This window comes from Dyella terrae (genome assembly GCF_004322705.1).
Taxonomy (GTDB): Bacteria; Pseudomonadota; Gammaproteobacteria; order Xanthomonadales; family Rhodanobacteraceae; genus Dyella_D; species Dyella_D terrae.
On the sequence record NZ_SIZZ01000001.1, the window covers coordinates 1,697,796 to 1,710,017 of the forward strand.

The following is a 12,222-nucleotide window of genomic DNA, read 5'->3' on the forward strand; positions in this document are numbered from 1 at the left end:
GCGACAAGGCACCAGGCATGGCCTGGTTCTGACGGTCATGTTCGCCAGCATGGTCGCCGTGGCAAAAGCGCACGCGCAGGAAAGCGACACCTTGGATGACAAGGCGCTGACGGTCCTTCTCGGCCCCGGCGTTCAGCATATGCCCGCATGGATCGGCGCCGAAAACATGCGCAACCAGCCGGTACCATTCGTGTACATCGACTGGCCCGACCATTTCACGCTTTCAACTGTCGACGGTGCGAACCTCGATCTGATCGGCGGTCCGAAGCTGCATGGCGGCCTTTACGGTAACTACCTGTGGGGCCGCGAGCGCAACGACCTTGGCCCAAGGCTAGAAGGCAAGATTGATACGCTTTCGCCACGACTGCAGGCCGGTGGCTACATCGAATACCAGCTCAGCAAGCCTTTCAGTTTCGGCGCCAACCTCAGCCACGACACGCAGGGCGCTGGCGCGTACCTCAATATCTACGCCGACCTGGATCTGCCCAAGATCGGCTACATGGAACACTCGGTGGAGCTGCAGTGGCAGGGGATGAACGGCCCGGCCATGCGGCGCTTCTTCGGTCTCACGCCAGCCCAGGCGCAGGCGCTCGGCGTGCAGCCGTGGAGCCCTACTGGGGGAACCCAGGGTCTTACTTTCACCTATAGCGCCTTCATCCCGACAAGCGTGCATACGGGATTTGCGCTGTCACTGGAGTACACCCGCTTGCTGGGTGACGCTGCCGACAGCCCGCTGATCAGGGAGTACGGCTCAGCCGATCAGCTGACGACGTCGTTGTCGTTTGTGTGGCGGATGTAACGCCCCTAGCGATCGTCCCGCGTCCAGATGCCGCCGTGCGCTTCCTTCACCGGAAAGCTGGCGATCGGCTCGTAAGCGGGCGGGCACATGACCGCACCGGTGCGCACATCGAAACGCGCGCCGTGTCTCGGGCACTCCACTTCGAAGCCATGCACCTCGCCACCGGCGAGGTCACCGCCGTCATGCGTGCATACGTCTTCAACGGCGTACAGGTCGCCGTCGATGTTGTAGACGGCAATCGGCGTGTCGCCGTCGAACACCACGCGGAATTCGCCCGGCAACATTTCGCTGCGCGTGCCGACATAGACCCAGTTGGAAACGTCGTCGCTCATGCGTCGGCTCCCACTAGCGTCTTGACCATCCATTCGAAGCGCAGGTCTTCGCGACGAGGCAGACCAAAACGCGCGTCGCCATACGGGAACGGCCGGAACTCACCGGTGCGCTGGTAGCCACGACGCTCGTACCAGGCGATCAGCTCGGGACGCTGCTCGATCACCGTCATGCGCATGGCGAGGCATTGCCAGCGGTCGCGCACCAGGCGCTCGGCTTCGGTCAGCAAGGCGCGGCCCACGCCACCGTTCTGCAAGGTCGGGTTGACCGCGAACATGCCGAAGTAGCCGGCGTCGCCCTGATGCTCGATGTGGCAGCACCCGAGGAGTTCGCCGTCGCGCTCGGCCAGCAGGACGATGCTGTCGTCGCGACCCAGCAGCCCGGCAACGCCGTCGCTGTCGGTGCGTTGCCCGTCGAGCAGGTCGGATTCAGTGGTCCAGCCGCGGCGACCGGAGTCACCCCGGTAGGCCGACTCCACCAGCGTGACGACGGCGGCGATATCGGCGGGGACCGCCGTGCGGAAAGCAAAGGTATGGGATTCGGACATGTCGCACATGATAAGGCCTGCCATGCGCGCTGGCATGCCCTTGCGTATGGAAGGGCCATTGCCCTGCGAATGGCGGCGGCCCGCTTGATTCGGTTTTTTCTTACCCGGCAGAATGACCTTCGACACTGTTGCGCCCCCCTTGTGGGGAATCAGCCTGCAAGGTCGGCGCAGGTCTCGAGGAGAAGACCGCGCCAGTCATCACCAATATCAGGGGAGCAGTCCATGAAACACCGCATCATGAAGCCGCTGACGCTGGCCGTCGGCCTGGCGCTGGCTACCACCAGCTTTGCCGCCACCGCACCGAGCTTCAACGTCAAGGAAATCGACACCAAGATCGATGCCTGCAATGACTTCAATGGCTTCGTGAACGCCAAGTGGGTCGCTGCCAACCCGATTCCCGCCGACCGCACCCGCTGGGGCTCCTTCGACGCCCTGCGCGACGACAGCCTCAATGTGCAGAAGACGATCGTCGAATCCGCAGCGGCCGGTGCCGCCAAGGCGAAGGCCGGCTCGATCCAGCAGAAGATCGGCTACCTGTACGCCGCTGGCATGGACCAGGCGGCCATCGAAAAGGCCGGCTTCGATCCGATCAAGCCGGAGCTGTCCCAGATCGACGGCCTGAAGAATGGTGCCGATGTGGCGGCGTTCATCACGGCCCGTTACGCGCAGGGCGACGGCATGCTGTTCCGCTTCTACGGCAATGGCGACTTCAAGGATTCCAACCAGCAGATCGCTTACGTCGGCCAGGGTGGCCTGGGCCTCCCCACCGCCGAGTACTACAGCAAGCCGGATTTCGAGAAGATCCGCGCGGCCTACGTGCAGCACATCGCGCGCACCCTGCAGCTGACCGGCGTCAGCGCGGCCGACGCGCAGGCCCAGGCTAAGTCCGTGATGGACTTCGAGACCCGCCTCGCCGCCGCCTCGATGATCCCGACCGAACTGCGCCTGCCGGAAAACCGCTACCGCCCGGTCACCGTGGCCGACGCGAACAAGAGCACCCCGCACTTCGACTGGTCCGCCTTCTTCAAGGCCCAGAACGCCGACGTGAAGGGCATCTTCTCCATGTCGCAGCCGAAGTTCTTCGCCGAAGTGGACAAGATGCTGGCCGAGACGCCGGTGACCGACTGGCAGGCCTACCTGCGCTTCCACACCATCGACGGTGCGGCGCCGTACCTGTCGAAGGCCTTCGTGCAGGAAGATTTCGAGTTCAACGCCAAGACGCTCAACGGCCAGAAGGAAATGCAGCCGCTGTGGAAGCGCACGCTGGGCACCGTCAACGGCAGCATGGGCATGGCCCTGGGTGAGCTGTACGTCGCCAAGACGTTCTCGCCGACTTCCAAGACGCGCGCCGAAGAACTGGTGAACAACCTGCGCATGGCCTACAAGGCACGCATTGAAAACCTGGAGTGGATGAGCGACGCCACCAAGCAGAAGGCGCTGGAAAAGTGGGCGAGCTTCACGCCGAAGATTGGCTACCCGGATGTGTGGCGTGACTGGACCGGCCTGCAGATCCAGCCGGGCAACTACTACGCCAACGTCGCGTCGGCGGGCAAGTTCAACTATGACTTCATGGTCGCCAAGATTGGCAAGCCGGTGGACCGCAACGAGTGGGGCATGACCCCGCAGACGGTGAACGCCTATTACAGCCCGCAGAAGAACGAGATCGTGTTCCCGGCCGCCATCCTGCAGTCGCCGTTCTTCGACGCCAAGGCCGATGACGCGCTCAACTACGGCGGCATCGGTGCCGTGATCGGCCACGAAATGGGTCACGGTTACGACGACCAGGGCAGCAAGTTCGACGCCCAGGGCAACAACGTCAACTGGTGGACCGACGCCGACCGCAAGGCCTTTGACGAGCGCACGGCCAAGCTGGCCGCGCAGTTCGACAGCTATGAAGCGCTGCCGGGCAAGTTCGTCAACGGCAAGCTGACCATGGGTGAGAACATCGGCGACCTCGGTGGCCTCAACGCCGCTTATGACGCGCTGCAGATGGCCCTGGCCAAGAACCCTGCCGAAGCCAAGAGCAAGATCGACGGCTACACCCAGGACCAGCGCTTCTTCCTGAACTGGGCACGCGTGTGGCGCGGCAACATCCGTCCGGAAGCCGCCCTGACCCTGCTCAACACCGATCCGCACGCCCCGGCGCAGTTCCGCGCCATCGGCGCCCCGTCGAACATGGCTGCCTTTGCGCAGGCGTTCCAGTGCAAGGCGGGCACGAAGATGGTTCGTTCGGACGATAAGCAGGTGAAGATCTGGTAAGGCTTTGACCCATCCCTGATGGGAAGCGCCGCGGTGTTGCCGCGGCGCTTTTTTTTGCGCCGGACCTTGGCGATGCCCGTGGCGATTGGCTAGGCTTCAGCCTAGGGAGAACACCAGGGGAAAGACCGTGTCCAAGCGAATCATCGGCGCGACCATCGCGCTTGCCTGCCTGTTTGCCACGATGGTCCAGGCCCAGGAAACAGCGGCACAGAAGCCTGCCGAACCGGGCGACAAGATCCAGGCCACCGCCGAAAACAAGACGATCACCATCATGGACCCCGGCAAGGACCAGGCCGAAGACGCTGACGTCATCAAAGTCCGGGATGCCATCAAGGAGATGCTGGGCGGGAAGACGAAAGCGGCGCTCGACCCGCTGACTGAAGTCATCGAAAAGTACGAGGCCAAGTACGGTCACAGCGACGACCTTTACTTCAGCGCGCGCGGTACGACCGATGGCCTTCTTTACGCCATGCTCGACCCGGCGAAGGGTGGCAAGCGCAAAGTCATCGTGCTTGGGCCGGCATGGGCCATGGCCTATTGGGGCCGTGGTTACATCTACGGTGAAATGAATCAGTTCGACGACGAGATCCGCGAGCTGAAGAAGGCGCTTGCGCTCGCCCCGATGGACGCCCAGTACCAAAGTGAACTGGGATTCGCTTATGGGCAGAAGCGTGACTTCAAGGCGTCACTGGAGGCGTACGAATCGGCCGTCGGCTTCGCGGAATTCGACGCCGATCCCGAGCATGTGAAGCATCTTCAATGCGTCGCCTATCGCGGGCAGGGCTTCGCTCTTGTCGAGCTGCGCCGCTTCGACGAAGCAGAAAAGGCATACAAGGCATGCCTGAAGATCACGCCGAACGAACCCAAGTCGCTCGGTGAACTCGAATACATCAAGCAACAGCGCGCGCGCTGATGCCGTCGGCCTTGGATGCGATGAGGGCACGGGCGCCCTCGTCGCATCACATCAGCAGCGAACGTACCTTCAGCAATGCCGTGACAAACGCATCGATCTCTTCGCGCGTGTTGTAGAACGCGAGTGACGCGCGCAGCGTTGCCGGCACGCCGAAGAACTGCATCAGCGGATGGGCGCAATGATGGCCCGAGCGCACCGCCACACCTTGCAGATCGAGCAAGGTGGCGAGATCCGTCGCCTGGGCGCCATCGATCAGGAACGAAATCACCGGCTCCTTCTCGCGCGCCTCGCCGATGATGCGCAGGCCAGGGATGTCACGCAGGCGATCGGTGGCGTACGTGAGCAACTGCTGCTCCCACGCATGGATCGCATCGAAACCGATCGACTCGTAGTAGTCGATCGCCGCCGTGACACCGGCAAAACCGGCGATGTTGGGCGTACCGGCCTCAAAGCGATGCGGCGGCTCGGCGAACGTCGTGCCGCTGAAGCTCACTTCGCGAATCATCTCGCCGCCGCCGAAGAACGGCGGCATCGCCTGCAGATGCTCCTTGCGCGCCCACAGGGCACCCGTGCCCGTCGGGGCGAGCATCTTGTGGCCGGTCAGTGCATAGAAGTCGCAGCCGAGCGCCTGCACGTCCACCGGGCGATGCGGCACAGCCTGAGAGCCGTCGACGAACAGCGGAATGCCACGCTTGCGGCATTCGCGTGCGAGCTCACGAATCGGGTTGACCGTACCGAGCACGTTGGACACGTGCCCGACGCAGGCCAGCTTCACTTCGGGCGTCAGCAGTTCGAAGAACTTCTCGACGATCAGTTCGCCGCGCTCGTCGATGGGCGCAGCCTTGACCGTGGCCCCCGTGCGCTGGGCGATGATCTGCCACGGCACGATATTGGCGTGGTGCTCCATCACCGTGGTGACGATGGCATCGCCCGGCTGGAGCTTCGGCATGGCAAAGCTGTAAGCCACGAGGTTCGCGGCTTGCGTCGTGCCCGAGGTGAGGATCAGCTCGTTGCGCGAGGTGGCATTGATGAAGCGTGCCAGGCGATCACGCGCGCCTTCGTAAGCCGCCGTCGCTTCCTCGCCCACCAGATGCACGGCACGCGACACATTGGCGTTGTGCATCCGGTAATGCTCGTCCACCGCGCGAATGACGCTGAGCGGCTTCTGGCTGGTATTGGCGTTATCCAGATAGATCAGCGGCTTGCCATGCACGCTACGCGACAGCAGCGGAAAATCCTCGCGGACGCGCTGGACATCGAAGGCGGTTGGCAAGGTTTGAGTCTGTGCGTTCATGGACACTCCATCCGGCGCCGAAGCGCTCAGGCGAGATTCTCGGTCGGCAGATGTGCCAGCAGCAGGTCGGACACGTGCTCGCGCAATGCGTCCAGCTCGATCGACTCGAACACGGCGCGACAGAACGCCGCCGTCAGCAGGGCGCGCGCCTGCGCGTGCGGAATGCCGCGCGAGCGCAGGTAGAACATGGCGCGTTCATCGAGCTGACCGACCGTGGCGCCATGCGCGGCCTTCACTTCATCGGCGTAGATCTCGAGCTCGGGCTTGGTGTCGATCTCGGCCTGTCCCGAGAGCAACAGGTTCTTGCTGCTCAGCATGGCATCGCTGCCATCCGCACCTTCGGCCACAACGATGGCGCCACGAATGACGCCACGCGAACGCTGGTCGGCCACGCCGCGCCAGATCGACTCGGATTGCGTGTTCAGTGCCTGGTGGCGGATGGCGAGCTGGGTGTCGACATGCTGGCGACCGTGCAGCGCGAACACGCCGCGCGAGTCAAACCGCGCGTTGTCACCATTCAGTTCGGCGCGCAGGTCGTGGCGCACCAGGCCACCGCCCAGCTCCAGTACGTGCAGCAGGGCATGCGCCTGTGCACCCAGCTGATAGTGACTGCGACGGATCAGCGAGCTGCCTTCGGCCGAATCCTGAATCGCCAGCTGCTGAAGGCGAGCGCCCTCGCGGAGCACCACGTCGGTGACTGCGGTACCGATGTGCGCGTTGGGACCTGCGGCGAGGAAATGCTCAACCAGCGACAGCGACGCACCCTGCCCCACTTCGATCACGTTGCGCACATGCCATGCCAGATCGCCTTCGGCCGGTGCTCCGACGAAGACCACGTGGACCGGCTTGATCATGGTTACGCCTGCTGCAACGCGAACGACGACACCATCGGTGGCAAGCGCCCCATTGAGTTGCGTGAACGCCTCGGACGCGTCCTTTGCGTGATTCGAGAACGCGAAGCGCAGCCAGTCCGAGTCACCCGCCAGGGCGTCCGACAGCGGCTGGATCGTCAGTCCGTCCTGCGATTCGATCCGTGAAAGGTCGGCACGAAAGATGCCATGCACGAACACGAGACGCGCGCCATTGACGCCTGGCAGCGCCAGGGCAACCTCATCCACGGCACGCGTCGCGGCCTGCGAGTCGCCCGTCGCAAAGCGACGCTGACCGAGCGCGCGCAGCGCGGTGTACTTCCAGGCTTCGTTACGCTCGGGCAGGCCCGATGCCTCGAAGGCCGCCAGGCTCTCACGACGCACCGCGTCCAGCCACGCCGGGCCGGCGCCAGGCGCCACTGCCTGCAGCTGCGACTCGACGAACGGCGTGCGCACGGCCTCGTTCATGCGCGGGCTCCGGCGACGGCAGGTTCTTCCTTCACCCAGGCATAGCCCTGCTGCTCAAGCTTGAGCGCCAGCGACTTGTCGCCGCTTTCCACGATGCGACCGTCGGCCAGCACGTGCACGAAGTCCGGCTCGATGTAATCGAGCAGGCGCTGGTAATGCGTGATCATCAGGAAGGCACGCTCCGGCGAACGCTGCGCGTTGACGCCCTGCGCCACCTGCTTGAGTGCGTCGATGTCCAGGCCCGAATCGGTTTCGTCGAGGATCGCCAGCTTCGGCTCCAGCACGGCCATCTGGAAAATCTCGTTGCGCTTCTTCTCGCCGCCCGAGAAACCTTCGTTGACGGCGCGATGCAGCAGCTCGTCGGAGATCTGCATGACCTTGAGCTTCTCGCGCACCAGCTTGAGGAATTGCATGGAATCCAGTTCGGCCTCGCCGCGCGCCTTGCGCTGCGCATTGAGCGCGGCGCGCAGGAAGTAAGTGTTGTTCACGCCCGGGATTTCGACCGGATACTGCAGCGCGAGGAACACGCCAGCGGCGGCGCGTTCTTCCGGCTCCAGCGCCAGAAGGTCGCGTCCTTCGAAGATGACGGAGCCTTCAGTCACTTCATAACCGTCGCGACCGGACAGCACATTACCCAGCGTCGACTTGCCGGCGCCGTTGGGGCCCATGATGGCGTGCACCTCGCCCGGGTTCACCGTGAGGTTGAGGCCCTTGAGGATGTCCTTGCCCTCGACGCGGGCGTGCAGGTTCTCGATCTTCAGCATGTCACTTCAATTCCGCAGAGTTCTTGATGGAACCGGCACCGACGTCGCCTTCCCGGGCGCCGTTGAGCCAGACCTTGAGCTGTTGGGAGAAGATGATCGCGCGGATCATCCCACGGCCCCTTCCAGCGACACTTCGAGCAGCTTTTTTGCCTCGACCGCGAACTCCATCGGCAGCTCACGGAACACCTGCTTGCAGAAGCCGTCGACGATCATCGACACGGCGTCTTCTTCGCTGATGCCACGGCTGCGGCAATAGAACAGCTGGTCGTCGGAGATCTTCGAGGTCGTCGCTTCATGCTCGACGATCGCCGAAGGATTTTTCACTTCCATGTACGGAAAGGTGTGCGCGCCGCACTTCTTGCCGATCAGCAGCGAATCGCACTGCGTGTAGTTGCGCGCGCCATCGGCGCCCTTCTCCACTTTCACCAGGCCGCGATACGCGTTGGAGCTGCGACCGGCGCTGATGCCCTTGGAGACGATCTTGGACTTGGTGTCCTTGCCGATGTGGATCATCTTGGTGCCGGTGTCGGCCTGCTGGCGATGGTGCGTCAGCGCCACCGAGTAGAACTCGCCCACCGAGCGATCGCCACGCAGCACGCAGCTGGGGTATTTCCAGGTGATGGCCGAACCGGTTTCCACCTGCGTCCACGAGATCTTCGAATCCGCGCCACGGCAATCGCCACGCTTGGTCACGAAGTTGTAGATGCCGCCGACGCCGTTCTCGTCACCCGGGTACCAGTTCTGCACGGTCGAATACTTGATCTGCGCGCGCTCCAGCGCGACCAGCTCCACCACGGCGGCATGCAGCTGGTTTTCATCACGCATCGGCGCGGTGCAGCCTTCGAGGTACGACACATACGCGTCGTCTTCGCACACGATCAGGGTGCGCTCGAACTGCCCGGTGTTCATCGCGTTGATGCGGAAGTACGTGGACAGCTCCATCGGGCAACGCACGCCCCGGGGCACGAACACGAACGAGCCGTCGGAGAACACCGCCGAATTGAGCGCCGCGAAGAAGTTGTCGCCCGTGGGCACCACGCTGCCGAGATACTTCTGCACCAGCTCGCCGTGCTCGCGGATGGCCTCGCTCATCGAGCAGAAGATGACGCCGGCGGTGGCCAGCTCCTTGCGGAAGGTAGTACCGACGGACACCGAGTCGAAGACGGCATCGACCGCGACGCCGGCGAGCTTGGCGCGCTCGTGCAGCGGCACGCCGAGCTTGTCGTAGGTTTCCAGCAGTTTCGGGTCGACTTCGTCCAGCGACTTCGGGCCCGCCTTGGGCGCGGCGTAGTAGCTGATCGACTGGTAGTCGATCGGCTGGAGATTCAGCTTGGCCCAGTCGGGCGTCGGCATGGTCAGCCAGTGGCGATAGGCCTTCAGGCGCCACTCCGTCATCCACTCCGGCTCCTGCTTGATCGCGGAGAGCTGGCGGATGGTGTCCTCGTCGAGACCCGGCGGCAGGCTGGTGGTTTCGATATCGGTGACGAAGCCGGCCTCGTAGCGGCGCCCGAGCGCCTCGGCCACTTCCGCGTTGTCGCGGAGCGCCGTCGCGGTGTTGTCGCTGCGTTCGGTGGTCATACGATGGTCCTGCCTTTCACGGCACTGAGTGCCACGGTGGTTTCATGGGGTCGCACGTGGCGCTGGAGCATGTCGGCGAGACTCATCGAACGCAGCGCGTTATCCACGACATGGCTGACCAGCTGCCAGCTGCCGCGCACCGTGCATTGCGAGGCGCGCTCGCACTGGGTGTCGTCGGAAACACCGCATTCGGTCATGCCGATGGGCCCTTCCATCGCCTCCACGATATCCGCCAGCGAGATGTCGCTGGCTTCGCGGGCGAGCCGGTAGCCGCCGTTGACGCCACGGAAAGATTCGACGAGCCCGGCATGTCCCAGCGATTTGAGCAGCTTGCTCACGGTAGGCAGCTCCAAACGCGTCTCATCGGCGATCTGCGCCGTGCTGAGCACGTCGTGCGGATGGGTGGCGATGCAGGTCATCACCACCGTGGCGTAATCGGTCAGTCGGCTGACGCGGAGCATGGCTGCGGGGACGGGCGTCGAATCGGGACTAAAATGGTACTAATTAGCGACTACCTGGTCAATCTGGCGCGTTGCACCACGATGAGGCAATCGCCCGTCCGAAAGCGCCATTTCGATGCCTGACTCCACGGCGCAACAGCCTAACCCACTGATTGCCCGGCAGGACAAACGCCCCACCCCTTTGGCACGCATCCTGCTGCGCTGCGTCATACCCAGCAAAGGGAGGGACCTTGGATGAAGTGGATCACGGCGATCATCAAGCCATTCACCCTGGACGACGTCCGCCAGGCACTCTCCGACGCCGGCATCGCCGGCATGACCGTGACCGAAGTGAAGGGTTTCGGCCGGCAGCACGGGCACACCGAACTCTACCGGGGCGCGGAGTACGTCGTGGACTTCCTGCCGAAGCTGAAAGTGGAGCTGGCGGTCTCCGATGAGCAGGTTGACCTGGCCATCGAGGCCATCACCAACGCGGCGCGCACCGGCAAGATCGGCGACGGCAAGATCTTCATCAGCGACCTGGCGCAGGCCATCCGCATTCGCACGATGGAGGTGGACTCCGATGCGCTTTGAGAGCGGAAGAACGGGAAATGGGGAACGGAGGAACGGGATGCTCCGCCTTGGCATGGGGGTTCTGGCGGTGCTGGCTTCGGCATCGGCCTGGAGTGAACCGGTAACGGGTCATCTCGATAGTGGCGATACGGCGTGGATGCTTACCGCCACGATGCTGGTGCTCTTGATGACCATTCCCGGCCTCGCATTGTTTTACGGCGGCATGGTGCGGGCGAAGAACCTCTTGTCGGTATTGATGCAGTGCTTTGCCATCACGGCGATGGTGACGGTGCTGTGGATCGCCTTTGGCTTTTCCCTCGCCTTCAGCACCGAAGGGATGAGGGCCGGCACGCTGAACCTGCATTCGTTCATCGGCGGACTCGATCGCGCGATGCTGGCCGGACTCACGCCCGACACGCGTTACAACAGCGTGCCCGAATCGCTGTTCGTGATGTTCCAGCTGACCTTCGCCATCATCACACCCGCGTTGATCGTCGGCGCGTACGCCGAGCGCATGAAATTCAGCGCGATGCTGTGGTTCAGCGCTTTGTGGCTGATCGTGGTGTACCTGCCGATGGCGCACATGGTGTGGAGCGGGCCGGGATCATTCCTTGGCGACCTTGGCGTGCTGGATTTCGCCGGTGGCACCGTGGTGCATATCAACGCGGGCATCGCTGGCCTGGTGGCCTGCCTGGTGATCGGCAAGCGCCGCGGTTATCCGCACGTCCCGATGCCACCGCACAACCTCGGCTACACCGTCGTCGGCGCCAGCCTGTTGTGGCTGGGCTGGTTTGGCTTCAACGCAGGCTCTGCGGTGGCGGCCAACGGCAGCGCGGGCATGGCGATGCTGGTGACGCAGGTTGCGACGGCCGCCGCGGCCTTGGGATGGCTGATCGCCGAATGGATCACGCACGGTCGGCCCAGCGTGCTGGGCATTGTTTCGGGCGCCGTAGCCGGACTGGTCGCCGTGACGCCTGCGGCAGGCACGGCGGGACCGGGCGGCGCCCTCGTCCTGGGTTTTGTCGCTGGCGTACTTTGTTTCTTCAGCGCAACGCGACTCAAGCACAAGCTCGGCTATGACGACTCGCTGGACGTCTTTGGCGTGCATGCCGTAGCCGGCATCATCGGCGGCCTCCTCACGGGTCCTTTTGCGGCACCGCTCCTGGGTGGGTTCGGCACCGTGACCTCGCCCTGGCTGCAACTAGGGATCCAGGCCAAAGGCGTGGCGTTCACCATCGCGTGGAGTGCGGTGCTCAGCTATGTACTGCTCAAGCTGATCGACATCGTCATCGGACTTCGCGTGGACGACGAACAGGAAATGGTTGGGCTCGACATCGCCTTGCACGAAGAGAAGGCATACAACCTGTGAACCAGAAGGGGGCGCCACG

General features: G+C 63.7%; 12 protein-coding genes. 5 read left to right on the forward strand and 7 right to left on the reverse strand.

Features of this window, described 5'->3' with window-relative positions:
* The first annotated feature begins 37 nt into the window (after window positions 1-37).
* Window positions 38-799 (forward strand): MipA/OmpV family protein, encoded by a 762-nt coding sequence (locus EYV96_RS07625; RefSeq protein ID WP_165488624.1) that lies wholly within the window; start codon window positions 38-40, stop codon window positions 797-799.
* A 5-nt stretch (window positions 800-804) separates the two neighbouring features.
* Here the strand turns inward: EYV96_RS07625 and EYV96_RS07630 are convergent, their stop codons facing one another.
* Both EYV96_RS07630 and EYV96_RS07635 read right to left on the reverse strand, forming a co-directional pair.
* Entirely contained in the window at window positions 805-1,131 is a 327-nt protein-coding gene (locus EYV96_RS07630) for a non-heme iron oxygenase ferredoxin subunit (RefSeq protein WP_131150843.1), read from the reverse strand.
* Window positions 1,128-1,676, reverse strand: coding sequence for a GNAT family N-acetyltransferase (locus EYV96_RS07635; protein ID WP_131150844.1), 549 nt, complete (start codon window positions 1,674-1,676; stop codon window positions 1,128-1,130). The genes EYV96_RS07630 and EYV96_RS07635 overlap by 4 nt, the downstream gene beginning before the upstream one ends.
* A gap of 222 nt (window positions 1,677-1,898) precedes the next feature.
* On the opposite strand from EYV96_RS07635, the gene EYV96_RS07640 reads away from it, so the two are divergent.
* Together EYV96_RS07640 and EYV96_RS07645 are read left to right on the forward strand one after the other, a co-directional pair.
* Entirely contained in the window at window positions 1,899-3,935 is a 2,037-nt protein-coding gene (locus EYV96_RS07640) for a M13 family metallopeptidase (protein ID WP_131150845.1), read from the forward strand.
* Between the two features lie 127 nt (window positions 3,936-4,062).
* Window positions 4,063-4,848 carry a tetratricopeptide repeat protein gene (locus EYV96_RS07645; RefSeq protein ID WP_131150846.1) on the forward strand — a complete coding sequence of 262 codons (786 nt, stop codon included), beginning with the start codon at window positions 4,063-4,065 and terminating at the stop codon, window positions 4,846-4,848.
* Between the two features lie 46 nt (window positions 4,849-4,894).
* On the opposite strand, the gene EYV96_RS07650 is transcribed toward EYV96_RS07645, so the two are convergent.
* From EYV96_RS07650 to EYV96_RS07670, 5 genes are all read right to left on the reverse strand, one after another.
* On the reverse strand, window positions 4,895-6,142 hold the full coding sequence (locus EYV96_RS07650; protein WP_131150847.1) for a cysteine desulfurase: 1,248 nt from the start codon (window positions 6,140-6,142) through the stop codon (window positions 4,895-4,897).
* A gap of 26 nt (window positions 6,143-6,168) precedes the next feature.
* Entirely contained in the window at window positions 6,169-7,479 is a 1,311-nt protein-coding gene (gene sufD, locus EYV96_RS07655) for a Fe-S cluster assembly protein SufD (RefSeq protein WP_131150848.1), read from the reverse strand.
* A complete protein-coding gene (sufC, locus tag EYV96_RS07660) occupies window positions 7,476-8,243 on the reverse strand; it encodes a Fe-S cluster assembly ATPase SufC (protein ID WP_131150849.1) in 768 nt (255 codons plus the stop codon). Before sufC ends, sufD begins: the two co-directional genes overlap by 4 nt.
* Before the next feature lie 105 nt (window positions 8,244-8,348).
* Window positions 8,349-9,821, reverse strand: coding sequence for a Fe-S cluster assembly protein SufB (sufB, locus tag EYV96_RS07665; RefSeq protein WP_131150850.1), 1,473 nt, complete (start codon window positions 9,819-9,821; stop codon window positions 8,349-8,351).
* Window positions 9,818-10,282 (reverse strand): SUF system Fe-S cluster assembly regulator, encoded by a 465-nt coding sequence (locus tag EYV96_RS07670; RefSeq protein ID WP_131150851.1) that lies wholly within the window; start codon window positions 10,280-10,282, stop codon window positions 9,818-9,820. The genes sufB and EYV96_RS07670 overlap by 4 nt, the downstream gene beginning before the upstream one ends.
* 234 nt (window positions 10,283-10,516) lie before the next feature.
* Here EYV96_RS07670 and EYV96_RS07675 point away from each other — a divergent pair, with 234 nt between their 5' ends.
* Both EYV96_RS07675 and EYV96_RS07680 read left to right on the forward strand, forming a co-directional pair.
* A complete protein-coding gene (locus EYV96_RS07675; RefSeq protein ID WP_131150852.1) occupies window positions 10,517-10,855 on the forward strand; it encodes a P-II family nitrogen regulator in 339 nt (112 codons plus the stop codon).
* Window positions 10,856-10,907: 52 nt separating this feature from the next.
* Window positions 10,908-12,203, forward strand: coding sequence for an ammonium transporter (locus tag EYV96_RS07680; RefSeq protein WP_131151537.1), 1,296 nt, complete (start codon window positions 10,908-10,910; stop codon window positions 12,201-12,203).
* The last annotated feature ends 19 nt before the right edge of the window (window positions 12,204-12,222 follow it).

Bases quoted from the DNA above. Each gene is read 5' to 3' on its own strand.
- EYV96_RS07625 (WP_165488624.1), top strand. From the start codon at position 38: ATGTTCGCCAGCATGGTCGCCGTGGCAAAAGCGCACGCGCAGGAAAGC.
- EYV96_RS07630 (WP_131150843.1), bottom strand. From the start codon at position 1,131: ATGAGCGACGACGTTTCCAACTGGGTCTATGTCGGCACGCGCAGCGAA.
- EYV96_RS07635 (WP_131150844.1), bottom strand. From the start codon at position 1,676: ATGTCCGAATCCCATACCTTTGCTTTCCGCACGGCGGTCCCCGCCGAT.
- EYV96_RS07640 (WP_131150845.1), top strand. From the start codon at position 1,899: ATGAAACACCGCATCATGAAGCCGCTGACGCTGGCCGTCGGCCTGGCG.
- EYV96_RS07650 (WP_131150847.1), bottom strand. From the start codon at position 6,142: ATGAACGCACAGACTCAAACCTTGCCAACCGCCTTCGATGTCCAGCGC.
- sufD (WP_131150848.1), bottom strand. From the start codon at position 7,479: ATGAACGAGGCCGTGCGCACGCCGTTCGTCGAGTCGCAGCTGCAGGCA.
- sufC (WP_131150849.1), bottom strand. From the start codon at position 8,243: ATGCTGAAGATCGAGAACCTGCACGCCCGCGTCGAGGGCAAGGACATC.
- sufB (WP_131150850.1), bottom strand. From the start codon at position 9,821: ATGACCACCGAACGCAGCGACAACACCGCGACGGCGCTCCGCGACAAC.
- EYV96_RS07670 (WP_131150851.1), bottom strand. From the start codon at position 10,282: ATGCTCCGCGTCAGCCGACTGACCGATTACGCCACGGTGGTGATGACC.
- EYV96_RS07675 (WP_131150852.1), top strand. From the start codon at position 10,517: ATGAAGTGGATCACGGCGATCATCAAGCCATTCACCCTGGACGACGTC.
- EYV96_RS07680 (WP_131151537.1), top strand. From the start codon at position 10,908: ATGGGGGTTCTGGCGGTGCTGGCTTCGGCATCGGCCTGGAGTGAACCG.